Annotated in this window: 21 protein-coding genes; 14 read left to right on the forward strand and 7 right to left on the reverse strand. The window is 66.9% G+C overall.

What is annotated here, in order from left to right:
* Positions 1–24: 24 nt before the first annotated feature.
* A complete protein-coding gene (locus BLU74_RS01670) occupies positions 25–498 on the reverse strand; it encodes a DUF7518 family protein (protein WP_089764443.1) in 474 nt (157 codons plus the stop codon).
* Positions 499–614: 116 nt separating this feature from the next.
* Entirely contained in the window at positions 615–1,574 is a 960-nt protein-coding gene (locus BLU74_RS01675; protein WP_089764445.1) for an alpha/beta hydrolase, read from the reverse strand.
* A 132-nt stretch (positions 1,575–1,706) separates the two neighbouring features.
* Here BLU74_RS01675 and BLU74_RS01680 point away from each other — a divergent pair, with 132 nt between their 5' ends.
* The 6 genes from BLU74_RS01680 (at position 1,707) to BLU74_RS01705 (ending at position 8,831) form a co-directional block, all read left to right on the forward strand.
* Positions 1,707–2,477, forward strand: coding sequence for a DUF7847 domain-containing protein (locus BLU74_RS01680; protein ID WP_089764448.1), 771 nt, complete (start codon positions 1,707–1,709; stop codon positions 2,475–2,477).
* 54 nt (positions 2,478–2,531) lie between these two features.
* On the forward strand, positions 2,532–4,022 hold the full coding sequence (gene gatB / locus BLU74_RS01685) for an Asp-tRNA(Asn)/Glu-tRNA(Gln) amidotransferase subunit GatB (protein WP_089764451.1): 1,491 nt from the start codon (positions 2,532–2,534) through the stop codon (positions 4,020–4,022).
* A gap of 126 nt (positions 4,023–4,148) precedes the next feature.
* Complete coding sequence (locus BLU74_RS01690) at positions 4,149–4,391, forward strand: sulfurtransferase TusA family protein (protein ID WP_089764453.1); 243 nt, start codon at positions 4,149–4,151, stop codon at positions 4,389–4,391.
* Between the two features lie 6 nt (positions 4,392–4,397).
* Entirely contained in the window at positions 4,398–5,540 is a 1,143-nt protein-coding gene (locus BLU74_RS01695) for an NAD(P)/FAD-dependent oxidoreductase (RefSeq protein ID WP_089764455.1), read from the forward strand.
* Positions 5,541–6,200, forward strand: coding sequence for a helical membrane plugin domain-containing protein (locus tag BLU74_RS01700; RefSeq protein ID WP_089764457.1), 660 nt, complete (start codon positions 5,541–5,543; stop codon positions 6,198–6,200).
* Between the two features lie 108 nt (positions 6,201–6,308).
* Positions 6,309–8,831 (forward strand): DNA topoisomerase I, encoded by a 2,523-nt coding sequence (locus BLU74_RS01705; RefSeq protein WP_089764460.1) that lies wholly within the window; start codon positions 6,309–6,311, stop codon positions 8,829–8,831.
* Between the two features lie 43 nt (positions 8,832–8,874).
* Here the strand turns inward: BLU74_RS01705 and BLU74_RS01710 are convergent, their stop codons facing one another.
* Entirely contained in the window at positions 8,875–9,918 is a 1,044-nt protein-coding gene (locus tag BLU74_RS01710) for a PAS domain-containing sensor histidine kinase (protein ID WP_089764463.1), read from the reverse strand.
* A gap of 221 nt (positions 9,919–10,139) precedes the next feature.
* On the opposite strand from BLU74_RS01710, the gene BLU74_RS01715 reads away from it, so the two are divergent.
* Positions 10,140–11,435 carry an MFS transporter gene (locus BLU74_RS01715; protein ID WP_089765227.1) on the forward strand — a complete coding sequence of 432 codons (1,296 nt, stop codon included), beginning with the start codon at positions 10,140–10,142 and terminating at the stop codon, positions 11,433–11,435.
* A 6-nt stretch (positions 11,436–11,441) separates the two neighbouring features.
* Here BLU74_RS01715 and BLU74_RS01720 read toward each other — a convergent pair whose 3' ends face one another.
* Together BLU74_RS01720 and BLU74_RS01725 are read right to left on the reverse strand one after the other, a co-directional pair.
* On the reverse strand, positions 11,442–12,350 hold the full coding sequence (locus BLU74_RS01720; protein WP_089764465.1) for a phosphoribosyltransferase HisG-related protein: 909 nt from the start codon (positions 12,348–12,350) through the stop codon (positions 11,442–11,444).
* A gap of 79 nt (positions 12,351–12,429) precedes the next feature.
* Positions 12,430–14,493, reverse strand: a complete 2,064-nt coding sequence (locus BLU74_RS01725; protein WP_089764467.1) for a hypothetical protein — start codon at positions 14,491–14,493, stop codon at positions 12,430–12,432.
* Between the two features lie 102 nt (positions 14,494–14,595).
* On the opposite strand from BLU74_RS01725, the gene BLU74_RS19180 reads away from it, so the two are divergent.
* Genes BLU74_RS19180 through BLU74_RS01760 form a run of 7 tightly spaced genes read left to right on the forward strand, consistent with a single transcriptional unit; the run spans position 14,596 to position 24,597 of the window.
* Complete coding sequence (locus tag BLU74_RS19180) at positions 14,596–18,456, forward strand: ATPase, T2SS/T4P/T4SS family (protein WP_245705699.1); 3,861 nt, start codon at positions 14,596–14,598, stop codon at positions 18,454–18,456.
* Positions 18,456–20,501 carry a type II secretion system F family protein gene (locus tag BLU74_RS01735; protein WP_089764469.1) on the forward strand — a complete coding sequence of 682 codons (2,046 nt, stop codon included), beginning with the start codon at positions 18,456–18,458 and terminating at the stop codon, positions 20,499–20,501. The genes BLU74_RS19180 and BLU74_RS01735 overlap by 1 nt, the downstream gene beginning before the upstream one ends.
* 5 nt (positions 20,502–20,506) lie before the next feature.
* Positions 20,507–21,025 carry a DUF7287 family protein gene (locus BLU74_RS01740; protein WP_089765230.1) on the forward strand — a complete coding sequence of 173 codons (519 nt, stop codon included), beginning with the start codon at positions 20,507–20,509 and terminating at the stop codon, positions 21,023–21,025.
* Positions 21,025–21,609 (forward strand): DUF7288 family protein, encoded by a 585-nt coding sequence (locus tag BLU74_RS01745; protein ID WP_089764471.1) that lies wholly within the window; start codon positions 21,025–21,027, stop codon positions 21,607–21,609. The genes BLU74_RS01740 and BLU74_RS01745 overlap by 1 nt, the downstream gene beginning before the upstream one ends.
* Positions 21,597–22,547 carry a DUF7261 family protein gene (locus tag BLU74_RS01750; protein ID WP_089764474.1) on the forward strand — a complete coding sequence of 317 codons (951 nt, stop codon included), beginning with the start codon at positions 21,597–21,599 and terminating at the stop codon, positions 22,545–22,547. Before BLU74_RS01745 ends, BLU74_RS01750 begins: the two co-directional genes overlap by 13 nt.
* Positions 22,544–23,077, forward strand: coding sequence for a DUF7266 family protein (locus BLU74_RS01755; RefSeq protein ID WP_089764477.1), 534 nt, complete (start codon positions 22,544–22,546; stop codon positions 23,075–23,077). The genes BLU74_RS01750 and BLU74_RS01755 overlap by 4 nt, the downstream gene beginning before the upstream one ends.
* A complete protein-coding gene (locus tag BLU74_RS01760) occupies positions 23,074–24,597 on the forward strand; it encodes a DUF7289 family protein (RefSeq protein WP_089764479.1) in 1,524 nt (507 codons plus the stop codon). Before BLU74_RS01755 ends, BLU74_RS01760 begins: the two co-directional genes overlap by 4 nt.
* A 34-nt stretch (positions 24,598–24,631) precedes the next feature.
* Here BLU74_RS01760 and BLU74_RS01765 read toward each other — a convergent pair whose 3' ends face one another.
* Positions 24,632–25,024 (reverse strand): Ig-like domain-containing protein, encoded by a 393-nt coding sequence (locus BLU74_RS01765; RefSeq protein ID WP_089764481.1) that lies wholly within the window; start codon positions 25,022–25,024, stop codon positions 24,632–24,634.
* 83 nt (positions 25,025–25,107) lie between these two features.
* Positions 25,108–25,875 (reverse strand): DUF7289 family protein, encoded by a 768-nt coding sequence (locus BLU74_RS01770; RefSeq protein ID WP_089764484.1) that lies wholly within the window; start codon positions 25,873–25,875, stop codon positions 25,108–25,110.
* Positions 25,876–26,222: the final 347 nt, after the last annotated feature.

The raw sequence follows: 26,222 nt of genomic DNA on the forward strand, positions 1-26,222 counted from the left end.
GCTCGTAGCGGGCGGAGGGCCCGATTACGCGACGATGATGTCGTCGTCTTCGGTCGCCGCCTCGTCTTCCTCGTCGGCGTCGTCCGCCTTATCACCGTCGCCGCTGGGTTCGGCGGTTCCCTCCGCTTCGCTCGGGATCGGGTCGGCGGCGTCGGCGTCGATGAAGTCGGCGTCGTCGGCCGTCTGCGCAGAGGTCTCGCGGCGGGACTTCTTCTGGGCCTCCGATTCGCTGAGCGGCCCAGTCGCCGTCGACTCCGGTTCGCTCGCTTCTGTGGGCTGGCTGGACGAGGTGGATTCCTCACTCGTCGCGGCCGACGCGGTGGCGTCGTCCGCCGGCTCGTGGCCGACCGGACGGTTCCCAGTGGCGAGGTCGACCTCGACTTCCTCTTCGAGGAGGCGGACTCGCTCCTTCGTCTCGACGAGCTCTTCTGTCAGACCGTTGACTGCAGCCTGCAACTCGGCGACTTTGGACTCGAGTTCCTCCACGCGGTTGCTCATAGGGTAGATAGCCTGTCTCCGCCCACATAAACGTACGTCAGACACCTACCCGAAAAATGATATCTCTCGTGAATGTGTGAATCCGCCTCACGGATAGAGGACGCTCCCGGCGGGGGCTACCGGAGGTGTCGGTCGAGGAACCCGCTCGTCCACTGAAGCACGAACGCCCGCTGCGTCACGTGCACGTCGTGGCCGGCGTCCGCGGCGACGACACACTCCGCCGGAACGTCGTGAGCCTCCAGCAGATCGTAGAAGAGTTCCGAGGCCATCGGCGGGACGACGGCGTCGTCTCCGCCGTGAAGCAGGAGGATCGGGGGACGGTCGTCGCCCGGGTCAGCGCTCTGGCCCCCGTCGGCGTCTGTATCGCCGGTCGTGTCGCCGGACTGGGCGCGGTCGCCGTCGTCACCCGGGGCGGTCGGCGGTCCACCAGAACCGAGATACGTCGACGGCGACGCTCGGGTCCACGCGTCGGGTTCGGCCTCGCGGTCGCCGCCGAGCAGGCTGACGAGCGCGTCGGTCTCGGGCTGCTGTTCCAGCGCGTAGGTGCCCGCGACGCCCACGACGGCGGTGAGTGCGTCGCTCGCGGTCGCGGGGTCCGACGGTGTGTCAACCCCCCCAAAGGCGGTCGGGGCGGGCGCGAGCGACGCGTCGTCGGGTGTCAGCGCCGCCAAGACGGCCAGGTGTGCCCCCGCAGCGTGGCCGAACACGCCGATCCGTGCGGGATCGACGCCGAGCTCGGCCGCGGACGCCCGCAGCCACCGGATCGACGCCTTCAGATCGCGGATCTGCGCGGGAAACGCGGCCGTGTCGCTGCCGCGGTACTCGGGAACGACGCAGACGTACCCTCGTTCCGCCAGGTCGAGCGCGTACCGAGCCAGGTCGTCGCGGTCTGGAGCCTGCCAGTCGCGGCCCGAGGCGAGCACGACCGCAGCGCGGCGGGCGGTCGACGGGGTCGCCTGCGTCGGCTCCCGGGTTCCCGGCCGGTAGAGATCCAGGCGGAGCGATCGTTCGCCCGGCGTGGCGAAAGGGACTCCGCGGTCGACGTCGATCGCGGTGGCATCGCCGAACCCGATCATCGCTCGCTTCGTTGCTGCGGGCCGCAGAATAGGTTTCGCTTCGGCCGTGCGAGGCCGCGTCGGCACGGGAATCGACCGAGAGATCGGGACATACGTAGGAAATTTTATATGATCTGTCTTAGTTTTCGCACTATGTCGATCGACATCGGCGCGATCGTTCGGACCGGTTACGAGCGCACCGTGACGCGAAACGGACTGCTGTTCGCCGCGATGCTGTTCGGGATCTCGGTACTCGACGCGATGTTCTCGGTGGGCGTGGCAGAGCGCACGATGTCGTTCGGCGAGATGGGGCCGGGGGGGACAGCGCCCGTGTCGGACCTCGCCGGGGGCGCACCACCGATCTCGCTGGGGCTGTCGGCGGTCATCGCGACCCCGGTATCGCTGCTCCTCGGACTGGTCTCGATCGTGATCACGATCGCCGCGATTCGGACGTTCGTGACCGACGAGACCGAGGCGCTTCCGCGGGAGTATTTCACTGAAGACCTCCTGTGGCCGGTGATAAACCTGATCGTCGGGGGCATCGTGTTCGGGATCGCTGTCGCCATCGGATTCTCGCTACTGGTCATCCCGGGGCTGTTCCTCCTCGTGAGCCTCTTTTTGTGGGGGGTGTTCGTCGCCGTCGAGGGCGACAGTTTCATCGAGGGGTTCAGACGCAGTTGGGGCCTGACCGGGGGCCGACGACTGCGGTTGTTCGCGCTCGGGATCGTCGTCATCTTCGTCGCCCTGGTGGTGAGCGTCGCGTTCGCGGTCCCCGCCGCCGTGCTGCCGGGTATCGTCGGATTCCTACTCGAACAGGTCGGTTCGGCGCTCATCGGCGTCTTCACCTTGGCCGCCGTCGCGGAGACGTACACCCGGCTCCGGGCGGCGAGCGCGCCGGGAGAACCGGACACAGTCGTCGAGTAGTCCGTCCCGGTCGTCCCGTTAGCCTTTAGCCGCGCTACGTCGAACCACGCGGTAATGACCGCGAAGGCGCTCTCGAAGGGCGATCTCGCCACCGTCATCGGGCTGGAGGTCCACGTCCAACTCGAGACGGACACGAAGATCTTCTGTGGGTGTTCGACCGAACCGGCCGACGACGAGGACCCGAACAGCCGGACCTGTCCGGTCTGTCTGGGATTACCGGGCGCGTTGCCGGTCCTGAACGAGGGGGCCGTCGAGGCCGCCGTGAAGGTGGGCAAAGCGCTCGACGCCGACGTGGCCGAGCACACCCGGTTCCACCGGAAGAACTACTACTACCCCGACCTCCCCAAGAACTTCCAGATCACGCAGTACGACGCCCCGATCTGTGCGGACGGCAGTCTCGAAGTCGCCGTCGAGGGCGAGCGCCGCGAGATCGGCATCGAGCGCGCACACCTCGAGGAGGACCCCGGCAGCCTCCAGCACAAGGGGGGGAGCATCGACACCGCCGACTACACGCTCGTCGACTACAACCGCGCTGGGACGCCGCTGATGGAGATCGTCACGAAACCGGACTTCCGCAGCCCGCAAGAGACCCGCGCCTTCCTGGCGAAACTGGAGGAAGTGCTGGAGTACCTGGGCGTCTTCGATTCGACGCGCGACGGCTCGCTCCGCGTCGACGCCAACATCTCGCTCGTTCCCGAAGAAGCGGTCGAAGACGACGGTTCGATCGCCGTCGAGTCGCTCGAAGCGGCCAACCGGACCGAAGTGAAGAATATCTCCAGTCACAAGGGCGCAGAGCAGGCGCTCGCCTACGAGGTGACGCGACAGAAGAACGCGGTCCAGCGCGGCCGCGCCGTCGAACAGGAGACGCGCCACTGGGACGAGGCGCGAGGGATCACGGTCTCGATGCGCTCTAAAGAGGAAGAGAAGGATTACCGCTACTTCAGCGAGGCCGACCTGCCGCCGCTGGAAGTGTCCGACTGGAAAGCGAAGATCGACATCCCGGAACTTCCCGACGCCCGTCGAGAGCGCTTCCGCGAGGAGTACGGTCTCGACGCCGAGTCGGCGGCGAAACTCACCTCGACGAAGGAGGTCGCGGACTTCTTCGAGGACGTCGCCGAGGCGTTCGACCCCGACCTGGCAGCGACGTGGGTCGCCGACAATCTGCTGGGCGAACTGAACTACCGCGATATGGCGATCACCGACGTCGATCACCGCCTCGACGAGTTCACCCGCCTGGTCGAACTCGTCGACGCCGGCGAGATCACGACGAAGAACGCCGAGGAAGTCGTGCTCAGGCGGATGCTCGACGACAACACCGACCCCGACGCGGTCATCGAGGCCGAGGGACTCGGAACGGCCGACGACGACGAGGTCGCCGTCGCCGTCACGGAAGCGATCGAGGAGAACCCCGACGCCGTCGAGGACTACCACGCCGGCGAGGGTGGCGCGATCAACTTCCTCGTCGGCCAGGTGATGCAGAAGACCGGCGGGAGCGCCGACCCGGGCGACGTGAATCAGTTGCTCCGCGACGAACTCGACGGGTAGGCGTTCGGCCCGCCGTTTTTTTTTATCCGCGCACTGCCACGACGTGGCCCCCTCGCGTTCAGCCTGTTCCTACTATATTGGAATCACTACACAATACTAATAGGTGGCGCGCGAATAGTCACGTGTATGAGCGACACTGCACTCGAAGCTGACGAGACAGTCGACGCACGAGGCGCGACCTGTCCCGGTCCGCTGATGGACCTCATCGGCGCCGTCCGCGGAGCGGAGACAGGGACCGTGATCCGGCTGTTGAGCGACAACGACCAGTCGCTCACCGACGTCCCGGCCTGGGCGGACGAGTCCGGAAACGACGTGCTCACGACCGAAGAGACCGACGACTACTACGAGATCTACGTGGAGACGGCGTGATGCACGATGACTGAACACATCGCCATCGTCGGGGGCGGGACCGGCGGGACCGTACTCGCCAACGACCTCGCCGACCGCCTCGGCACCGAGCTCGACGCGGGTGACGTGCGCGTCACCCTCATCAACGACGATCCGGATCACGTCTACAAACCGGTGTGGCTGTACGTCCCGTTTGGACAGCGCGAGCTCGCCGACGGACGGCGGCCCCTCGCGGAGTTGGTCGACGACGCCGTCGACCTCCGGATCGACCGCGTGACCGATATCGACACCGACGCACAGGAACTCCAGTACCGCGAGGGCGAGAGCGAGGCCTACGACCACCTCGTCCTCGCGACGGGATCGACGCTCGCGCCCGATGAGATCCCCGGGCTCAACGACGCTGGTCACGACTACTACAGCGAGTCGGGCGCGACGGCGCTCCGGGAGGAACTGCTCTCGTTCACCGAGGGGCGGATCGTCCTGAGCGTCATCGGGACGCCGCATATGTGCCCGGCCGCGCCGCTGGAGTTCGTGTTTATGCTCGACGACTGGTTCCGCGAGCGGGGCCTCCGCGAGGACGTCGACATCACGTACACCTACCCGATCCAGCGGGTCCACGGCAACCCGCACATCGCGGAGTGGGCGCGGCCGCTGATGGACGAGCGCGGCATCGAGGTGGAGACGTTCTTCAACGCCGACGCGGTCGATCCCGACGCACAGACCCTCTCGTCGATGGAGGGGACCGACCTCGAGTACGACCTCCTCGTGTCGATCCCGCCGCACCGCGGCGTCGATCTGATCGCGGAGGCCGGCCTCGGCGACAAGGGATGGGTCGACGTCGACAGGCACACGCTCGAAGCCACGGGCGCACAGAACGTCTACGCGCTCGGCGACACCGCCGACACGGGCGTCCCCAACGCGGGGAGCGTCGCGCACTACCAGGCCGGCGTCGTCGGCCAGCGACTCGCCAGCGAGGTCCACGGTCGCCCCGCGACGGCGACGTACGACGGCAAGACGCTCTGCTTCATCGAGACGGGGATGGACAGCGCCTCGTTCGTGGAGTTCGACTACGAGAACCCGCCGTCGCCGGCCCCGCCGTCCCAGAAACTCCACTGGTCGAAACTCGGCTACAACGAAGCCTACTGGCTCACCGCACGGGGGTTGTTGTAGATGGCGGACGCCGAATCCGACGACACCGGCGGGGCCGCCCTCGGACTCGACCACGACGACCTCGAAGCCGCAATCGAGGAGAATCCCGAGGCGGTCGCCGCGTTCGTCCGCCGACTCGACGCGGTCAACGAACTGCTGGACGTCCTCGCGCTCGGCGAGAGCGCGCTCTCCGACGAGATGGCGCGCGAACTCGCCTCGACGGGGGCGACGCTGGCGGAGTCGGCCGACGGCCTCGCGACCGACGAGACCGTCGCCCTGGCCGAGACCGTGGGGAAGAACGGCGAGGAACTCGGCGACGCGCTGGAGACGGTGCTCGAACTGCAACGGGGCGGGACGCTCGACGACCTGGCCGAACTCGCGTCCGTCCTCTCGCTGCTGTCGAGCGCCCTCGACGACGAGATGGTCCGCTCGCTGGCCGGGACGGGATCGGCCCTCGGTGAGGTCGCGCAGACGGCGAGCGACGACGACGTGCGGAACGGACTCGAAACCGTGCTGGGCAGCGTCGCGGCGGCCGAGCGACAGCCGACAGACCAGGTCGGCGCGGTCGGCCTCCTGAAGGCGACGCGCGATCCCGACGTGCAGCACGGGCTGGGCTACGTCCTCGCGCTGGCCGGAGCCATCGGCCGGGCGCAGTCCGACGACGCGTCCGGATCGCGGTGAGCGGTTCGCGCACGTGACGGCCGTTTCGTGCGCACGAGCACGCTGTCCTGCGGTTTTCTCGTTCGCGCCGCGAAAGGTTTAGGCCTACCCCTCGCATATCGCTGCCCAATGAGCCAGGGGCCGGAACTGATCATCACCGAGAAGGACAACGCCGCTCGGCGGATCGCCGACATCTTGAGCGGCGGGTCCGCCGAGGCCGACCGTCAGAACGGCGTGAACGTCTACAAGTGGGGCGGCAAGCGCTGTATCGGCCTCTCGGGCCACGTCGTCGGTGTCGACTTCCCGCCGGAGTACAACGACTGGCGCGACGTCGAGCCAGTCGAACTGATCGAGGCACCGATCGACAAGCACCCGACCCAGGAGAACATCGTCTCGACGCTCCGACTGCTCGCCCGGAAGGCGGGGCGCGTCGTCATCGCGACGGACTACGACCGCGAGGGCGAACTCATCGGCAAAGAGGCCTACGAACTGGTCAGAGAAGTCAACGAGGCGGTTCCCGTCGATCGGGTCCGCTTCTCGTCGATCACCGAGAACGAGGTCACAGACGCGTTCGCCAACCCCGACGAACTCGATTTCGACCTCGCGGCCGCCGGTGAAGCGCGCCAGATCGTCGACCTCGTGTGGGGGGCGGCGCTGACGCGGTTTCTCTCCCTGTCGGCCCGCCAACTGGGCGACGACTTCATCTCGGTCGGGCGGGTCCAGGGCCCGACGCTGAAGCTCATCGTCGACCGAGAGCGCGAGATCGAAGCGTTCGATCCCGAGGCGTACTGGGAACTGTTCGCCGACCTCGAAAAGCACGACGGCGACGCCGAGGGCTCGTTCGAGGCGCAGTACTTCTACCTCGACGACGACGGCAACGAAGCCGAGCGCGTCTGGGACGAAGACGCCGCCGAGACCGCCTTCGAGGCGCTGGCGGCGTCGTCGTCGGCGACCGTCGATGCCGTCCGCCGTCGGACCCGGACCGACGACCCACCCGCGCCGTTCAATACGACCCAGTTCATCCGTGCGGCGGGTTCGCTCGGCTACTCCGCGCAGCGGGCGATGAGCATCGCCGAGGACCTCTACACCGCCGGCTACCTCACGTATCCCCGAACCGACAACACCGTCTACCCGGACGACCTCGACCCCCGGGAACTGCTGGACTCGTTCACCGGGACCCGCACGTTCGGCGACGACGCACAGTCACTCCTCGATCAGGAGTCGATCGAACCCACGGCGGGCGACGAGGAGACCACCGACCACCCGCCGATTCACCCCACTGGGGAACTGCCGAGCCGCGCTGACCTCACCGAAGACGAGTGGGAGGTCTACGAACTCGTCGTGCGGCGCTTCTTCGCGACGGTGGCCGAACCGGCAACGTGGGAGCACCTGCGCGTGGTCGCGATCGTCGCGGACGACCGCTCGCTGAAGGCGAACGGCAAGCGCCTGCTGGAACCGGGCTATCACGCGGTCTACCCGTACTCAAACGCCAGCGAGTCGTTCGTGCCGGACGTCGTCGAGGGCGAAGAACTCGCCGTCACCGACACCAGTTTCGAGGCGAAGGAGACCCAGCCGCCGCGGCGCTACGGCCAGTCGCGGCTCATCGAGACGATGGAGGAGATGGGCATCGGCACCAAGGCAACCCGCCACGACGTCATTCAGAAGCTCTACGACCGCGGGTACATCGAGAGCGATCCGCCGCGGCCGACCCGACTGGCCCGCGCCGTCGTCGAGGCGTCCGAGGAGTTCGCCGATCGGATCGTGAGCGAGGAGATGACCGCGCAACTGGAAGCAGATATGCAGGCCATCTCCCGCGGCGAGTCCTCTCTGGCGGAAGTCACCGAAGAGTCCCGCGAGATCCTGGAGTCGGTCTTCGAGGGGCTGATGGAGTCCGGCGACGAGGTCGGCGAACACCTCCAGAAGTCGCTGAAGGCCGACAAGACGGTCGGAGAGTGCCCCGACTGCGGCGGCGACCTGGTGATCAGAAAGAGCCGGCAGGGGTCGTACTTCATCGGCTGTGACTCCTACCCCGACTGCGAGCACACGCTCCCGCTGCCGTCGACCGGCAAGCCCCTGCTCTTAGAGGAGACCTGCGAGGAGCACGGCCTCCACCACATCAAGATGCTGGCAGGGCGCAAGACCTTCGTGCACGGCTGTCCGCTCTGCAAGGCCGAGGCGGCCGACGAGCAGGAGGACGAGGTGATCGGCCCGTGTCCGGACTGCCACGAGGAGCACGGGGGCGAACTCGCGATCAAGCGCCTCCGGTCGGGATCCCGGCTGGTCGGCTGTACGCGGTATCCCGACTGCGACTACTCGCTGCCGCTGCCCCGCCGCGGCGACATCGAGGTGACAGACGAGACCTGTGAGGATCACGACCTCCCGGAGGTCCGGATCACCTACGAGGACGGCGACGAGCCCTGGGACCTCGGCTGTCCCATCTGCAACTACCGCGAGTACCAGGCTGAGCAGAGCGAGAGCGGTACCGACCTCGAGAGCGTCAGCGGCATCGGTGCGAAGACGGCGGAGAAACTGAAAGACGCCGGCGTCGAAGACGTCGACTCACTGAAATCCGCCGAACCCGACTCGCTGGCCGAGCAGGTCGACGGTGTTGGCCCCGACACCGTGCGGAAGTGGCAGACCGAGGCCGACTGACGCGCGTCGAATCGACGAGCGCACGTGGAAAGGGGGACCGGCCTCAGTCGGCGCGGGGAATCCTGACGACGAATACGCTTCCCCTGGGCTCGTTGTCTTCGATGGCGACCGTGCCGTCGTACTGATCGACGAGTCGCTGCACGAGGTGCAACCCGAGTCCCTCGCCCCCGCTCTTGATCCCCTTTTTGCCACGCTGGAAGATCAGTTCCTGTTCGTCTTCGGGGATTCCGGGACCGTTGTCCGCGATTCGAACAACCGCGTCGTCGCCGTCGAGTTCACAACTGACCGTCACGACCGGGTCGTCTGTGTCGTTGTGCTGGACGCCGTTGTTCAGGATGTTTTTGAACACCGACCCCAGCATCTCGTTCGCCCGGACGTCGGCGTCGGGGATCGATCCCTCCACGACGAACCTCGCCTCCGGGAAGGCGTCTCGCCGGGTCTCGAGCTCGGTTTCGAGCAGTTCTCGGAGGGAGACGGGGACGACGTCCACCGCTCTTCCTCCCGCAATCGCTTCGGCGTAGTCCCGGGCGATCTCGGTGAGTTCGACGATGTGCTCGCCGGAGCGGGAGATCTTCTGGAGTTGTTCGCGACCGTCGTCGTCGACGTGAGATTCGAGCAGTTCGGCCCAGCCGAGGACGATGCTGATGTCGTTGCGGATGTCGTGTCGGATGATCCGGTTCAGGACTTCGAGTTCCTGCTCGCGGGTCTTGAGTTCGGTGACGTCAACCGAGATGCCGACGACGTCGTACCCGCCGTCCTCGCGCTGGATCGGAAACTGTCGATTCTGTGTCCACCGGACAGTCCCGTCGGGGCGGACGACCCGACTCTCGTACGTCGTCTCGATGGGCCCCTCGTCGGTCTGTTCGACGAGCGACCGGACGCGCTCGCGGTCCTCCGGGTGGATCGTCTCGTAGAGTCGCGAGACGTCGGATTTGACTTCTTCTGCGGGGATCCCCCAGATGTCTTCGAACCCGTCGCTGATGTACTCGAACGTCTCGGGCCCGGAAGCGATCCAGATCGCGACGCCGTCAAGATTATCTATCAGGGTCCGAAAGTCGGAGCGCTCGCTGAGCGAGGGTTCTGGCACGTTTCCCCTTGCAGTAGTCGATCGATAAAACTTCGGTGGCAGTGCCCCAGAGGACACACGAATCAGGGTGCCGGTACGCCGTCCGTACGAAGCCCCCGGGTCGCGGCTGCCGCTTTTGAAACGCACTTCCGTCCGGAAGGCGATGCAACGCGTATGTGGATACCGTGGCGATCGACGGAAACTGTCGCCAGTGACACACGGTGCGGGAGTGGGTCGAGCGAATGATCCGTGACACCGACAGCCGTGTTATCGCGCTCGGGCTCGCCCGGATGGCTGATGCGCTCGGCAACTCCTTTCTCATCATCGTCCTCCCGCTGTACATCGCCAGCGGACAGGTGTCGATCGACGCCCTCGTCGGCGGGGAGGTCCTCGGATTCGTCGTCGGCCAGGAGTTCCTGATCGGCCTCGTCCTCTCGCTGTTCGGGTTTCTCAACAGTTTCGGACAACCGTTCACCGGCCGGCTCTCGGACCGACTGGGTCGGCGCAAGGCGTTCGTCCTCTTCGGCCTAGTGCTGTTCGCGATCGGAAGCGTCGCGTACCCCTTCCTGAGCGACTACTGGTCGATCGTCGTCGCCCGGGGGTTCCAGGGCATTGGGGCCGCGTTCAGCGTCCCGGCGACGGTGGCGCTCGTCAACGACTACGCGCGCTCGGACAGCGAGCGCGGCGGCAACTTCGGCGTGTTCAACACCTTCCGGCTGATCGGCTTCGGCTTCGGGCCGATCGTCGCCGGGATCGTCATCCGATTCGGGCCGTATGCCACCCCGCTCGGCACGCTCTCGGGCTTCAACGCCGCGTTCGGCATCGCCGTACTCGGCGCGCTCGTGAGCTTCGCGCTCGTCTACGCGCTGGTGAACGATCCCCCGGCGATCGACGCCGAAGCGGGCGACGATCTCTCGGTCCGGATCCTCGGAGGCGCAGGCCCGGGCGCACTCGATTCAGTGTTCGTCCTCGGGCTCGGGACGTTCTTTATGGCGACGACGATCGCGCTGTTCGCGCCGCTGGAGGCCCCCATCCGCGCCCGCCTGGGCGAGGGGACGTTCCTGTTCAGCGTCCAGTTCGCTGCGGTCGTCATCGCGAACGTCCTGTTGCAGATCCCGATCGGAAACGCCAGCGACACCTACGGCCGCCGCCCGTTCCTCCTGGCGGGGTTCGTCATCCTGATCCCGTCGGTGCTCGCACAGGGGTACGTCTCGACGCCGTTCACGATGCTGGCGGCGCGGTTGCTCCAGGGCGTCGCGGTCGCGCTCGTGTTCGCTCCCTCGCTGGCGCTCGCGGGCGATCTCGCGCGCAAGGGGCGATCGGGGACCACACTCTCTATCTTGACGATGGCGTTCGGCCTCGGCGTCGCGGTCGGGCCGCTCGCGGCCGGCTTCCTGTACAACGTCGGCAGTCTGGCGACGCCGTTCACCGTCGGAGCGGCCGCGGCAGTCGTCGCGCTGTTGCTCGTGTACACGCAGGTCCGCGAGTCACTGTCGGACGAGCCGGGCGGTCCCGCGATGCCGACGGCCGAAGACTGACCGCGATCAGACGGCGATCTCAGTCTCGTGGCCGTCGGCTGCCAGGGCCTCGCGAACGCGATCGGCGGCGTCGAGCAGACGCGCCTCGGTGACGTTCTCCATCAGCACGGTCTCGGAGGGAAAGAGGTGTTCGCCCAGAATCAGGCCGTGGTCCCGCGCAGTCGACCCGGTCATCGTCAGGTAGACGCCGAGTCCGACGTCGGCGATGGCGGCTTCCTCCTCGCGGTCGTCGTCGGGGTACGCGAAGGTGATGTTCTCGAGGGGTCGCGTCCCGAGCACGGCCTCGACGAGCCGTTCGTATCGGGGCGAGATACAGAGCCGTCCCTCGTAATCGGCGACGAACTCCCGGTCGAGCGCCGCCCCCGGCGGCAGGATTTCCGGACGAGCCATCAGCGTGTGATACACCGTGTCACCGAGTCCCGAGACGACGCGGACGTCGGTGTTCATCGGATCGATCCGGGCGTTGACGTCGCTGATCGACTCCACGCCCTCGGGTTCGAGTTCGACGACCTCCTCTAAGACGAGATCGGCGCTGTCGAATCCGAGTGCGAACTCGTGCGTCCGGAGCGCGCGGAACGGCTCCTCGCGGCCGACGAACTGCACCGGGATCCCGGCGATGTCGACGGTGAGGCTGTCGAAGACGATCCGTCGGGGCATCCCTTCGCGCTGATCGCGGAGGAGCGTGTACTCCGGGGCGTAGTCGTCGTCAAGATCGGAGTACGTCGCGAGCCGCTGATAGACGTCCGCCGCGGGCGCTGTCTGCCCCTTCGTGATCGCCTTCTCGTGGCGCAGCGTCGAGATGATCTCGTCGGCTTGCGCCGAGCGGTCGCTGACGTCTGCGACGCGCTCGAGGACGGCTTCGAGGGGGCGGCCCTTGCGGGGGACGGCGACGCGAATCGCCTCCGTCTGGCTCATTATCGGAGCCACGCGACGGCGCGCTAAACCGATTGCGCTTCGGCGGAGCGGGCGCGCGGTGCGCCGACCGCCGACGAGATCACTCGCCGTCGCCCGGACCGGGACCGAAGGCGCTGTTGAGGCGTTCGCGGAACTCCATCAGCACCTCGATGTCGGATTCGATGGACTCGATGCGGTCGAGTTCCGCCGAGAGCGAATCGATCTCCGCGCGGAGATCCGCGACGTCGGCGTCGATCGACTCCCGGGTGTCGACGATGTCAGCGTCGAGGGCGGCGATGTCTTCGCGCACGTCGCCGATCTCCTCGTCGAGTGTGGCGACCCGGTCGTCCGTCCCCGCGAGGTCGCCGGCAACCTGGTCGACGTCGTCCGCGACGACATCGACGTCGGCAGACACGTCGTCGACGTCGTTCGCGAGCGCGTCGACTTCCGCGGCGACGTCGTCAACGTCCCGGTCCACGTCGTCGAGGCGGTCGACGGTCTCGTCGAGGCGATCCTCGATCGCGTCGGCCTGCTCCTGGAGGTTGGCGACGCCGGCGGCGGCCGCAGCGGCGGTCTCGTCGACGTCGGCGAGTTCCGATTCGGTCTCGTCGACGCGGTGCCCGACGTCGTCGACAGCGCCGCGGACCCCCTCGACGTCGTCGCGGATCGACGCCCGGTCCGCCTGGGCCGCGCGGATCTCTGCGCGGAGTTCGTCGAGTTCGTCCGCCACTTCTGAGAGTTCGGTGTCGACGCGTTCGACGAGCTCCGCGCCGGTGCCCTCCTCGTCGATGAACTCCGCGATCGCGTCGGCGTAGGCGTTGAGGTCCTCCATCTGCGCCTGGACGCGGCGGATGCGCACGTCCGCACTCCGCGGGAGCCCCACGTCGAGTTCGCCGCGGAGGGTCTCGAGGTCGTCCTCGTCGACGTCGCCGGCTCTGATCTCCGCGGCGAGGGTCGCCGCGAGTCCGGCCTCGGACGTCGCGGCGTCGGCTCCGGTTCCGGACGCCACAGCGGTTCCGGAGGGGCCCTTGTCAGCGGTCGCTGCGGCCGCGTCCGCCTGAACGTCGGTTTCGGCTTCGATGTCGACGTACTCGTCTTCGGCCGGCCCCTCGTCAGTGTCGGCCGCAGCCGCCGCGTCGTCGTCCGCTGGCTCGGCCGCCTCTACGTCGTCCGCTGGCTCGGCCGCCTCCACGCCGTCCGCTGGCTCGGCCGCCTCCACGCCGTCCGCTGGCTCGGCCGCTTCCGTGTCGTCCACCGACTCGGATTCGGCGTCTCCCGGAGCGTCGGTCTCGGCTACTGTGTCGGCGGCGGTGACCGGTCGGACCGTCGGTTCGTCCGTCGGATGAACCGCAGGCGTCACATCGGAGGTGACAGACCGGGGCGCTGCGGCCGGTTCGTCGCCGGGGTCGGCGTCGGGGGCCGGTTCGACCTCGTCGGTCCCGGTGTCGGGGTCGACGCTCGGCGCGTCGTCCGCCGCGTCTTCGGGGTCGGCGGCCGGCGCGTCGTCCACAGTGTCGACGGCGGACGCGTCGTCATCGGTGGCGACACTCGCCTCGGGTGTGTGGTCGTCGAGTTCGACGTCGGGTGCCGGTGCGTCTTCGACGACCGGGTCGGCGGCGGCGTCCACGTCGACAGCGGGATCGTCCGCTGCCGCGGGCTGGCCGGGCTCCTCACCTGCCGGGTCCGCGTCGCCGGCGAGACGGCCGCGACCCTGGAGGGCGTCGCGGACGAGTTGGCTCCGGTCCGAGCCGAGGATGTCCTCGACGTTCGACCCGCGATCTTCGGGCGTCTCGTCCCGACGCGGGGGCCGTTCGAGGATCGGCTCTCCGAGGAACCGCTCGACGTCGCTCGAATCCTCGAGGCGGATCCCGTACACCGTGGTCACGCTCTCGGTGGGTTCGAGCGTCCGCTCGTACTCGACGCGGTGATCCTTGTAGGCAGTCCAGTTCTCGCTCTCGTAGTCGGGGTGGAAACCGACCCCCTCCATCGGGAAGTCTTCGGGGATGGCGTCGACGATGCGGATGTGGACGGGGTCCTCGCTCTCGGACACCAGTTGGAACTTGATCGCCGGGACGGGAAATTCCTCGCCGGCGAACGTCTTCTCGACGCGCACCTCCTCGTCGGAGACGGAGACCGTCTGGTCGGCGTCGGGGTCGTGGCTCATACGGCTTCGTACCCGAACAGTTCACATAAAACAACCGGGGAAAATACCGTGTTTGAGAACTCGGAGCAAGTCTTTTTCCGTAGGCGACTCCTCCGACGAACGATGGCAACCGACGACGACGCGTCGGGCGCCGACCCCGAGGGGGACGGCACAGACGCGTCGGGGGGGGACGGCGAGGATTCGCCGTCGACCCTTCAGGGGGACGCCGTCGATCGGGGCACCGACGACGAGGGGGCAGGGGACCTCCCGGCAACCGACGACGAGCGCCGCACGGCCAACTCGGCCGAGCAGCCGCCGGCTCGTCCCGACGAGACGGCCGACACCGAGGACGACGCCCACGCGGCTGGCGGAGACACGGACGCCGCGGAAGCGACCGACGAGTCGAGTTCCGGCCCGGGAGTCGTCCGCGACGAGTACACCTGGGCTGACTTCCTCGACGAGTACGGCGTCGACGGCGACGTTAAAACGCTCTACCGCGGGATCGACCCGCGAGAGATCGACGACGAGGAGGACGAAGGGAGCGAGCGTTGGGACGACGGCGAGCCGGTAGAGGTGCCGACGCCGACGCGCGAGGACTGGGATGCGGTGAGCCTCGATCCCGAGTCGTATCTCGGCTTTCACCCCGTCGAGGTCGACGACGAGGTCGACTCGGCCCTCGAGGAAGCGGTTCGGATCCAGCGCGAGTTCGAGTCGTTCTGCGATCCGGCGACCACGCCAGTCGTCAAGGATGTCTGGCTCTGGGAACACTACAAGCGCGAGTACTACTACGAGGAGGACGGCTCCCGGCCGCGCGACGAGGACGGCGAGATCGAACGGTTCGACTCGACCGCGGCGCTCGGATTCGATCCCGACGACATCGAGAGCGTCCTCGATCACGGCAATCAGCGAGCGAGCGAACTGCAGGAGATCGTCGACAAGCGGACCGTGGACGTCGATCCCGAGTTCGACGAGGACGCGTTCTTCACCGACGAGCGGGGCGCGACGACGGTCGTCAACCGCTACGACCTCGAGAAGGCCGTCCCGATGGAGAAGAAGGGACACTTCCGCGAGGTCGAGCGCTACTGGGTCAACGAACCCCACTCGTTCGTGATCATCTTCCACTCCCGAAAGGAGAACGAGAAGAAGTACTACGTGATCGAACCCCACCAGAACCGGATCGAGGCGGATCTCACGGAGTTCCTCACCGGCAAACTGCGCACGGCGATCAAGTACGACGACGGGAGTGTGGCCGACGACACGCCGAGCAGTCGGCGGCGGGTGATCGAGCAGCAGGCGCTCGAACTCCTCGAACGGTACAATCTGTACAAGACGCCGGATCGACCGCGTCAGGCGGGGCTGTCGATCCTCGCAACGGGGCCGACCGGCGACACCGACGAGGACGACGGCCTGCTGTCGGGCCTCGACGTGGACCTCGGTCTAGGTGCCGAAGACGCGGCTGAGGACGCGAGCGGCAGGACCCAGCGGGAGCGACGGCTCGCGTCGTTCGCGCGAACGCTCGGCCTCCGCGAAGGATCGCTCGGCGGACGATTCGACGACCTGTTCGAGTCGTCGCCGTCGACCGGCGAGAGCGACTCCTCGCTCGAAGGGATCGCGGCCCGACCCGAACCGGCCGTGCTGGCGGAGGATTCGACCGACCTGACGGACTACCAGGTCGAGAAGTTGCTGTACGCGCTCCGCCGGGACTTCATCGGCTACGAGCGGATCGACGGCATCAAACACGACGTGAACGTCGAGGACATCTCCTGCGACGGCTACAACTCGCCGGTGTTCGTCTATCACTCCGACTACGAGCAGATCATCACCAACGTCTATCACGGCGAGGAGGAACTCGACGACTTCGTGGTCAAACTCGCCCAGCGTTCGGGGAAGGGGATCTCGAAGCGCCGCCCGCAGGTCGACGCGACGCTCCCGGACGGGTCGCGGGCGCAACTGACGCTCGGGCGTGAGGTCTCCGACCACGGGACGAACTACACGATCCGGCAGTTCAAGGACGTCCCGTACACGCCGATCGACCTGGTGAACTGGAAGACGTTCTCCCTAGAGGAGATGGCGTTCCTCTGGCTCTGCATCGAGAACGACAAGAGCCTGATCTTCGCCGGCGGGACCGCGTCGGGGAAGACGACGTCGCTGAACGCGGTCTCGCTCTTCATCCCCTCGAACTCGAAGATCGTCTCCATCGAGGACACCCGCGAGGTCGAACTGCCCCAGCGGAACTGGGTCGCCTCCGTCACCCGGCCGTCGTTCAGCGACGACGACCGCGGCGACGTCGACGAGTTCGACCTCCTCGAAGCGGCACTGCGGCAGCGCCCAGACTACATCGTGATGGGCGAGATCCGCGGCGAGGAGGGGCGGACCCTCTTTCAGGTGATGTCGACGGGGCACACCACCTACACCACGTTCCACGCCGACAGCGTCGGCGAGGTGCTCAAGCGGTTCACCACGGACCCGATCAACGTCTCGAAGACGATGTTCACCGCGCTGGATCTCGTGTCGGTACAGACCTCGACCCGGGTGCAGGGCGACAAGGTCCGGCGGAACAAGGCGCTGACCGAGATCAACCACTACGACGCCGAGAACGACGAGATCAACGTTCAGGACGTCTACCAGTGGCAGGCCGAGGGCGACGAGTTCCTGAAGATGGGTTCTTCGAACACCTTAGAGGACATCCGGTTCGACCGCGGGTGGACCCGTGAAACCCTCGACGACGAACTGTTCAAACGCCACGTCGTCATCGCGTACCTGATCGATCGCGGTCTCAACACCTACACCGAGGTCGCGGCGACGCTGCAGGCGTTCATCAACGACCAGGAGACGATCCTCGCGCTGATGGCGCGGGACGAACTCGAGCGGAGCCTCGAAGACCTCCGCGAGATGGAGTCGGTGCAGATCGACGTCGATCCCGAGAAGGAGGAGATGGTTCCCCGACCGAGTCCCAGCGACGACGTCCGAGAGCGCTGTCAGGAGATCCTCGAACGCGCTGAATCGGAGGTGTGGCCCGAGTATCGCGACCTCGAGGACGTCGACGTCGCAGACGCACTGCTCGACATCGATACCGCACCCGACGTCACGGCCGCGATGGGGGACCATCCGGAACTCGACGCACTCGAAGAGCGGACCGAAACGCCGGAACTCGACGCGGACCCGGACGGCGAGGGGGAGCCCGACGCCCTCGAGTCCGACAACGAGGGACCGCCGGCACTCGACGCGGCGGGGCCCGACGACGGGTCGGTTGGTGACGACGGTGGAGCGCAAGATGATGGACCGACCGGGGACGGTGAGGCAGACCGGGACGGCGACGTCGCGGCCGGCGACGACGTCGCAGCCGCATCCGGCGGCGTTGCAGCGGCCGACCCCAACGACGACGCGTCGGGTGACCCGACCGACGAGGTGACAGAAGCGTCCGGTGAGCAACTCGGCGAGGCGATCGACGCGTCCGGTGAGGAACCGGCCGATGCGGCCGACGATGCGTCCGGCGACGACCCCGGCGACGACCCCGACGACGCGGCGGGAAGTGACGGCCCGTTGGACGGCGCGCTCGCCGACGAACCGGCACCGGACGACGAGAGCCCGGCACGGCCGACCAGCGGTGGGTCCGACGAGGAGCTCTCCTTCGAAGAGCTGTTGTCTGAGGGCGATTCAGCAGACGAGTCAGACAGCGTATCGAGCGGCGGTGCCGACGACGAGGGGGCCTGGGACTTCGGCGACGTGGAGCGTCCCGACTCGGAGACGGACGCCCGCGACGACGAGACGAGCGCGGACGGCGGCCGCCTCGATCGGCGCGACGACGGTATCGGAAGCGAATCCGACGGACACATCGAGGGTGATGCGCTCGACGGGAGCGGGACCGGCCGCGACGACGGGGATGAGTCGGTCGAGAGCGAATCCGCCGAAGACGAGTCGACCGAAGACGAACCGACCGAACCGGGATCCGTCGACATCGACGATACGGAGGACGAGCCGTAATGAGTCTCGACGTCGACGACGGCGAGGAGTACGACCGGAGCACCGATCCGCTCGGAGACGCCTTTTACCCGGTCTTTCAGTTCCTCTTCGACGAGGACGGCGACTTCGTCGCGGACGTGGGAACGAAACTCGAACAGGCCCGGATGGCCGCGACCGTCGAACTGTATCTGTCGCGCGCACTCGCAGTCGGAATTCTGGTCGGCGGGGCGCTCTGGGTGGTCGGGTCGCTCGTGAGTTGGGGGCTCTTCGAGTTCGGACTGGTCGACCCCGACGTGTTCAGCATCGGTCTCCCGACTGGAGACGCGGCGACCGCCGAGGCGCTCAACGCGCTCACGGCCCCGGCGGTCACGATCGTCTCGGGGATCGTCTTCGGCGCGATCGGATTCGGAATCGGGTTCGGGACGCTCGTCGCGATCCCGTACTCGAACGCCTCGACCCGACAGCGGGAGATCAATATGCTGCTTCCGGACGCGATTTCGTTTATGTACGCGCTGTCGGTCGGCGGCCTGAACCAACTCGAGATTCTGGAGGCGATGGCGCGCGCCGACGACACCTACGGCGAGGTCGCGAAGGAGTTCCAGAGCATCGTCCGCGAGACGGAGTACTTCGGGACCGACTACCGGAACGCCATCCGCGATCAGGCGATGACGACCCCCTCCGAGGAGCTCTCACAGTTCCTGACTGATATGCTGTCGATCGTCAACTCGGGCGGCAATATGGAGCAGTTCCTCGACGACAAGAAGGAAAAGCACCTCCGCACAGCAAAGCAGGAACAGGAGACGATCCTCGAGACGCTGGAACTCTTCGGCGAGATGTATATGACGCTGTCGCTGTTTCCGCTGCTGCTCATCATCATCCTCGTGATTATGAGTATGCTCGGGAACGCTCAAGAGCGGCTGCTGTACGCGACGGTCTACGCGCTGATCCCGCTCACGGGCGTGGGGTTTCTCGTACTCGTCTCGACGGTGAAGCAGGACGAGCCCGGCGACGGCTACCTCCAGCCCGCGAACAGTTCAGACCGGCTCGAACAGGTGAACCGCGAGGGACTCATCCATATGGGGCTGATCGAGAGCTTCGTCGGCGAGTTCCGGCTGTTCGATCGGATCCGGAGCCGGGAGGGAACGTACAAGACCCGCGAGCTGTTGCGTCGTCCGCACATCTTCTTCCGGGATCACCCGATGTACACGCTCGTGGTGACCGTGCCCGCAGCGCTGTCGCTGCTCGCGGTGGCGGTCCGCAACGGGGCGGCACCGCTCACCTGGCAGCAGATGCTGAACAGCCCCATCTGGGGGACCTTCATCTGGTGGTACGTCCCGACGTACATCATCGGAATACCGCTGGCGATCTTTCACACCTGGAACGTCCGCTCGCGGAAGGCGATCACCGGAAAGCTCTCCGACGATCTCAGAAAACTGTCGAGTGCGAACGATACCGGGCAGACGCTCCTGGAGTCGGTCGAGACTGTCGCCGACACCTCGTCGGGGAAACTCGCCGACGAGTTCGAGGTGATGCACGCGAAGGTGAACTACGGGATGAGCCTCCGCAGCGCACTGGTGGAGTTCAATAACAAGTACCACATCCCGCGGCTGGCCCGGACAGTCAAGCTCATCTCGAAGGCGCAGGAGGCCTCCAGTCAGATCACCGAGGTCCTGACGACCGCGGCGCAGGCCTCAGAGACCCAAGACGACATCGAGCGCGAGCGGAAGTCGCGGACCAGGATGCAGGTCGCGATCATCCTGATGACGTATCTCACGCTGCTCGGCGTGATGGCGATCCTCAAGACGCAGTTCCTCGACGTGATGACCGGCTTGACGTCGCAGGCGTCCTCAGCGGGTGGAAGCGAGCTCTCTGGGCAGGGCCTGAGTTTCGGCGACGGGGTCGACACCGCCGTCCTGTCGGTGCTCTTCTTCCACGCCGTCACGCTCCAAGCAGGACTGTCGGGGTTCATCAGCGGGTACATCCGCGACGCCGACATCGTGAGCGGTGTGAAGTTCCTCGTCGTCCTCCAGACGATTGCGCTCGCCGTGTGGATGGTGGTGGGGTGAGTGCGATGCGTCGGCGTGCAGACCGCGAGCAGCGCACGGAGTCCGAGCGCGCACAGACGACGATCGACTTCGCGATCGGCATCGGGCTGTTTCTGGTCGTCGTCGCCGCCGTCCTCGCGTTCGTCCCGACCATCTTCGCCCCGTTCGAGAGCACCGACGGCCCGCAGACTGCCGATCGGATCGCCACGTCGCTGTCGACGGACCGGCTCGGTGATCCGGCGAAACCGTACACGGTGAACGAGACCTGCACGAACGCGTTCTTCGTCCAGTTGGACAACGGGACGAACGCGCCGGCGACGTGTCAGTTCGACGTAACGGCGGAGACGACGTCCGAACTGTTCGCGCTCTCGGGGACGCGTGCGGTGAACGTCTCGATCCGGACACTCGACGGCGCGGCCGCCACCCGCCCGGGCGGCGAGTACGTCGCCGGGCCGCCAGTCTCGGACGTGGGCTCCGTGAACGCCGCACAACGAATCATCAGTCTCGACGGCGAGACCTATCGGCTGCTCGTGAGGGTGTGGTGATGGACCGCGGCCAGGCCCACACGCTGGAGGCGATCACCGCCGCGATGATTCTCGTCTCGAGTCTCGTCTTCGCGCTGCAGGTGACCGCAGTGACACCCCTCACCGGGAGTACGTCGAGCCAACACATCGAGAACCAGCAGGCCGCCGTCGCCGAGGGGCTACTCGCGACTGCGGAGGAGAACGGCACGTTGACGCCGACGCTCCTGCACTGGAACGACTCGGCCGGGACGTGGCACAACGCGACACAGGACGGATACGTCCAAGGGGCGCCACCGACAGCGTTCGGTGCGACGCTCGCGGACGCTCTGAGCGACCGTGGCGTAGCCTTCGATCTGACGATGCACTACGTCGACGCGGCCGGCAACCGCAGGAGTCGGGCGATCGTCGATCTGGGCGAACCGAGTGACCACGCCACTTCGGCGACGCGGCTGGTCACGCTCGAAGACGACGATCGACTCCGAACACAGGGCGGATCGGTCTCGGGCACGACGCTCAAAAACGCCTCGTACGTCGTCGACGACACCGTCGCAGAACAGAATCTGTACGCGGTCGTGGAGGTGGAGTTAGTCGTATGGCGGATCTGAACGGCGTCCGTCGGGGCGGTTCCGATGCCGACCGCGGCCAACTGCTGCTCGTGGGCGCACTCTCGCTCGCGGTGCTCTTCGTCGCGCTCGCACTGCTCTTGAACACCGCCATCTACACGGGGAACCTGGCGACGCGCGAGGCCGGTGTCGAGGGGACCGAAGCCATCGAGTACACGTCGGCGTCCCGGGAAGGCGCGGTCGCCGCGATCGAGTCAGTGAACCGCCGCAACGACAGTTCGCACGCGACGCTGTCCAGCGCACTCCGGGAGACGATGGCGGCCTGGGACGACACCGCCGCACACCACCGGGCGGTGAACGGCGACGCGGCCAACGCCGCGGTCGTCGGCACCACGAACGGGACGCGAATCCGACAGCGCGAGGCGAACCGGAACTTCTCCAGCGTCGGCGGCGCGCCGGACTGGACGGTCGTCGACGGCGCGACGGGGATCCGGTCGATCCGGTTCGAGGTCAACGCCACACGGCTCAAAAACGGGCCGACCGACAGTTTCCGGATGAACGTCTCCTCGGCCGAGGGGACGCGGAGCCTCTCGCTGTACAACAACTCCACGGACGATCCGCGGGCCCTGATCGACGGACCCGAGGGGACGTCGGTCTGCCCGGCCGGATCGGTGACGGGCGGGACGTTCGCCGTGGACGTCGCGAACGGATCCATCGGCGGCGCGTCTTGCTCAGCGCTGACCCGACTGGACGACACCAGCGGGACCGTCACCGTCGAATACGACGATGGTGACGTCGGGGGCGGAGCGTACTCGATGGTCGTCAACGGGACGAGTTCGTCGCTCTCGCTGCCGGGACTCGCGTCGCCCGGAACGGACGACCCCGACTGGACGGACGCGCTCTACGGCGCGTCGATCCGGATCTCCTACCGGACTCCGCAGTTGGAGTACACGACGACGGTGGCGGTGGTGCCCGCGTGACGCGAGATCGCGCGGTCTCGATCACCGTCAACTACGTGATCGCGCTGGCGATCACCGCGGTGCTCATTTCGGGACTTCTCATCGGCGCTGGCGGCTACGTCGAGGACCAGCGTGAGGCAGTCGTCCGGGAGGAACTGCGCGTCGTCGGCGAGCAACTCGTCGCCGGAATCGACGACGCAGATCGGCTGTCTCGAGTCGGTGACCCCGGCGCGGTCCGCGTCGGCATCGATCTCCCAGAACGGGTCGCCGGCGAGACGTACCTGATCGAGGTGACCGAGGTGCGACCATCCGGGTCGAATCCGTCGCGTCACGACCTGACGCTCCGCTCCTCGCGGACAGACGTGAGCATCACCCTTACCATCTCGACTCTCGTAGATCTCGAAGAGACCTCGGTCACCGGGGGATGGACCGCGGTCAGACTCGATACCGGGGGGGCAGCTCACGCGCTCGTGCTCGCAGAGGGCAACGCGTCGTCGACGCTGGCGCTGACAGCGCCCGAGGCGGACCTGGGGAGGGAGACACTGGGATGACATCGCGCGCGCAGTCGTCGAACATCGGACTCGTGCTGCTGTTGGCACTGACGATCACGAGCGCCGGCGTCGTCGTCGCCATCGGCGGCACGGCACTCACAGACGTCCAGCAGGAGGCCTCGAACGATCGTGCCACCCACGCGATGACACTGTTCGACGCCCGGGCGGCCGTCGTCGGACTGGGAGAGGGGTCAGTCCAGACAGTGCGACTGGGCCGGTCGAACGACGGTCAGTACACGGCCGAGTCCGAGAGCGGGTGGCTCAGGATCAGACACACGAACTACACGGGGACGTCGACTGAGGAGGTCTACAACGCCTCGCTGGGGTCCGTATCGTACCGGAGCGGCGACACGACGATCGCCTACCAGGGCGGTGGCGTCTGGCGACACCGCAACGGGGGGACGACGATGGTGTCGCCGCCGGAGTTCCACTACCGGGGGACTACCCTGACGCTCCCGGTGCTCCGCATCCGCTCGGACGATGCCGCGAGCGGCGGGACCACAGCGACGATCCGGCGCACCGAGGAGACGGTCCGGGTCTTCCCGAACGAGACCGCAGCGACCGACACCGGCGAGGGTGCGCCCTACGACGTCGATAACCCGGACGGGTCCACGCGGCAGTATCGGAACCCCGTCCGCAACGGGACCGTCTCGGTGACGGTCCACAGCCAGTTCTACCAGGGATGGGCCGACTACTTCCGAACGCGGACGACCGGCAACGTCTCCGTCGACGACGACAATCGGACCGCGACGGTGGTGCTCAAAACGACTCGCGGCGTCGGGCAGTTCGATCTCCCGGCGAAGGGCGAGAGCGTCTCGGTCCGTGGAATCGCAGCGGGCCACGCCGTCACCGACTTCCAGATCGGCGTGAAGAAGGACAGCGGGACGTTCAACAACCTCGACTTCTCGCTGTACATTCAGGACGGCACGAAGTCCTGGGAGACGATGGTCAGCGTCCCGAACGGGATCGGGAACAGCTACTGTCCGAGCGAGTCGCCCGCCGTCCAGTTCCCGGTGCGGATCTATTACTACGATTCGTCGACGCCGGAAGGCGTGCACCTGTGGGAAAACGAGACGGTCAATTCGAGTACTGGGCCGGTGCAACTCGGCTGCGACGGCAACGATATGATCATCGAGGTCGATCTCACCGGAGCGGGGCAGACGTTCACGTACAAGGACGGAGATTTCAACGAGGACACCGCACTCGACTGGGAGGCGTACAACGACTCCGCATCACAGGCACCGAGTCCGACCTCGTTCAACCACACTGGCGACGACGGCGAGAACACGACGTACCGGTTCGGCGATACGCAGAACCTCCGGATCCTCACCCGGCACTACTTCGCCTTGTTCGATTCCGACTTCGAACTCACCGTCTCTCACGGGCCCGGGAACCGCGGAACCACGCAGATCGACACCAGCGCGTCGAGCGGGACGCTCCGCTACAACGCCACCAGCGGGGGCTCGTACATCACGTACCTGCACGTGACCGAGAACAACGTGAGCGTCGCGCTCGACTAACACAGCGCGGGCGGCAGTGGCGGTGCGTCGCTCGTTACCGTGGGAACCCCTCGGTGAGGCTGACGACGCCGTTGCCGACCTCGATCACGGCCGTCTCGTCGGGCGCGTCGCCGATACGACACCGGGTGCGGGCGGTGCGCGCTTCGCCGAGCGTCGCTCGGATCTCATAGACGCCCGGCAGGAGCGTGTTGATCTCGCTCTTCACCGAACCCGGTTCGAGCCGGTATCGCGTCTCGAAGACTGCCTCGCCGTCAGGCGCGTACACGCCCACCTCGAGATCGCGTGCCGCCTGGTGTTCGTAGCTCCGGACGTGGAGGTCCTCGCTGTTCAGCGTCAGTGGGTCGACCGCGGCGCCGTCGTCCGGGGTGGTGGTCGCGTTCGCGTCGGTCCGCTTGGAGGAGGATCGCACCGTCTGTTGGGGGGCCATATTCGATACTTGGGGGGCTACCCACAAATACTCACCTGAGGCTCAAACCGTCTTTTGAGTATCAACTCGGGGGTCCTGCCCCGCTACTCGAACGACGTCGTAATCCGGGTCCACACGATCGTGACGCGCTGGATCCCAGCGATCGTACACGAGGTCGTCCCGGGCGTCCCGGCGGTCGGAGCGCTCACCTCGGTGCACGAGAAGCCCAGTGACTCGTAGTGGCGGGCCCACGCGTCCGTGTAGGGGCTCGTTACGTTCACTCGCACGGAGTGGTTGTCCGGATTCGCCTCGTCGTAGAACACCCGCGGCCCGCTGGTCGCCATCCGGATCCGGACCGTCCCGGAGCCGCCGACGGCGCCCGAGCCGACGTGTTCCTGTTTGACGAGGCGCAACAGGAGTTGGTCGTCGTCGACGACGATGGGCGTCCCGCGGACGACCGACGCGCTGCCACGTGCGCTGTCGCGGAGCACCGCACCGTTACTGAGCCGGATCTGGCCGCCGGCCTCAACGTCGTATACGATCGGCGAGAGTCGGTATTCCCACGACTGCGGGGTCCCGCCGCCACCGGGATCAACAGTCACGTTCATCTCGGCGTCGTCCGCGGACCTGACCGTCGCGCCGGCGATCTTGACCTCGGTCCCGCGGCTCGGGGCCCCCTCGAACAGGTCTAAGACGTTGTCCGCCAGGACGTCGAAGGCTCGCTGAGCGTTCTCGACCCGCTCGGCGTCACGGGTCGATTCGAGTTCGGAGACGCCGATGGCGTAGACCGTCCCGACGCTGGCGATGACGAGCGAGAAGATGAGGACGAAACTGACTGTCTCGCTCACCCCACGGTCGCCATCGCTGCGCATACCTGCAGTTTCGCGCTGACGAGGATAAGTGTGCTGTCGTCCCGGCCTGTACCGGTCTCTTATATGCGATGACGCGACCACACCCGCAGTGACGTAGCGTTCGCCTCACGACGTGTCGCGGGTGTTCGGCACAGCGTCGTGAGGGCGTCGGCAGCGGGGCGGCCGGCGAGCGGGTGCCGACTGTTCGCCAACGCGGTCCGACAGCGACTGGACTCTCGAAGCGCGCTGGTCGATAGGGGTGCCAGCCGCCGACAGCGATGCCAAGCGAACTCCGGCGGCTCAGTCGACTCGTCGGACGATAGCAGGGGTTCAATCAGGGATCTGCGGTCGGCCGGGAACGTCGATCA

The organism is Halobellus clavatus (assembly GCF_900107195.1).
Classification (GTDB): Archaea; Halobacteriota; Halobacteria; order Halobacteriales; family Haloferacaceae; genus Haloquadratum; species Haloquadratum clavatum.

Coding starts and splice junctions, on each gene's coding strand:
- BLU74_RS01675 (WP_089764445.1), bottom strand. CDS start 1,574: ATGATCGGGTTCGGCGATGCCACCGCGATCGACGTCGACCGCGGAGTC.
- BLU74_RS01760 (WP_089764479.1), top strand. CDS start 23,074: ATGACATCGCGCGCGCAGTCGTCGAACATCGGACTCGTGCTGCTGTTG.
- BLU74_RS01670 (WP_089764443.1), bottom strand. CDS start 498: ATGAGCAACCGCGTGGAGGAACTCGAGTCCAAAGTCGCCGAGTTGCAG.
- gatB (WP_089764451.1), top strand. CDS start 2,532: ATGACCGCGAAGGCGCTCTCGAAGGGCGATCTCGCCACCGTCATCGGG.
- BLU74_RS01705 (WP_089764460.1), top strand. CDS start 6,309: ATGAGCCAGGGGCCGGAACTGATCATCACCGAGAAGGACAACGCCGCT.
- BLU74_RS01735 (WP_089764469.1), top strand. CDS start 18,456: ATGAGTCTCGACGTCGACGACGGCGAGGAGTACGACCGGAGCACCGAT.
- BLU74_RS01695 (WP_089764455.1), top strand. CDS start 4,398: ATGACTGAACACATCGCCATCGTCGGGGGCGGGACCGGCGGGACCGTA.
- BLU74_RS01725 (WP_089764467.1), bottom strand. CDS start 14,493: ATGAGCCACGACCCCGACGCCGACCAGACGGTCTCCGTCTCCGACGAG.
- BLU74_RS01715 (WP_089765227.1), top strand. CDS start 10,140: ATGATCCGTGACACCGACAGCCGTGTTATCGCGCTCGGGCTCGCCCGG.
- BLU74_RS01680 (WP_089764448.1), top strand. CDS start 1,707: ATGTCGATCGACATCGGCGCGATCGTTCGGACCGGTTACGAGCGCACC.
- BLU74_RS01770 (WP_089764484.1), bottom strand. CDS start 25,875: ATGCGCAGCGATGGCGACCGTGGGGTGAGCGAGACAGTCAGTTTCGTC.
- BLU74_RS01765 (WP_089764481.1), bottom strand. CDS start 25,024: ATGGCCCCCCAACAGACGGTGCGATCCTCCTCCAAGCGGACCGACGCG.
- BLU74_RS01740 (WP_089765230.1), top strand. CDS start 20,507: ATGCGTCGGCGTGCAGACCGCGAGCAGCGCACGGAGTCCGAGCGCGCA.
- BLU74_RS01690 (WP_089764453.1), top strand. CDS start 4,149: ATGAGCGACACTGCACTCGAAGCTGACGAGACAGTCGACGCACGAGGC.
- BLU74_RS01745 (WP_089764471.1), top strand. CDS start 21,025: ATGGACCGCGGCCAGGCCCACACGCTGGAGGCGATCACCGCCGCGATG.
- BLU74_RS19180 (WP_245705699.1), top strand. CDS start 14,596: ATGGCAACCGACGACGACGCGTCGGGCGCCGACCCCGAGGGGGACGGC.
- BLU74_RS01750 (WP_089764474.1), top strand. CDS start 21,597: ATGGCGGATCTGAACGGCGTCCGTCGGGGCGGTTCCGATGCCGACCGC.
- BLU74_RS01720 (WP_089764465.1), bottom strand. CDS start 12,350: ATGAGCCAGACGGAGGCGATTCGCGTCGCCGTCCCCCGCAAGGGCCGC.
- BLU74_RS01700 (WP_089764457.1), top strand. CDS start 5,541: ATGGCGGACGCCGAATCCGACGACACCGGCGGGGCCGCCCTCGGACTC.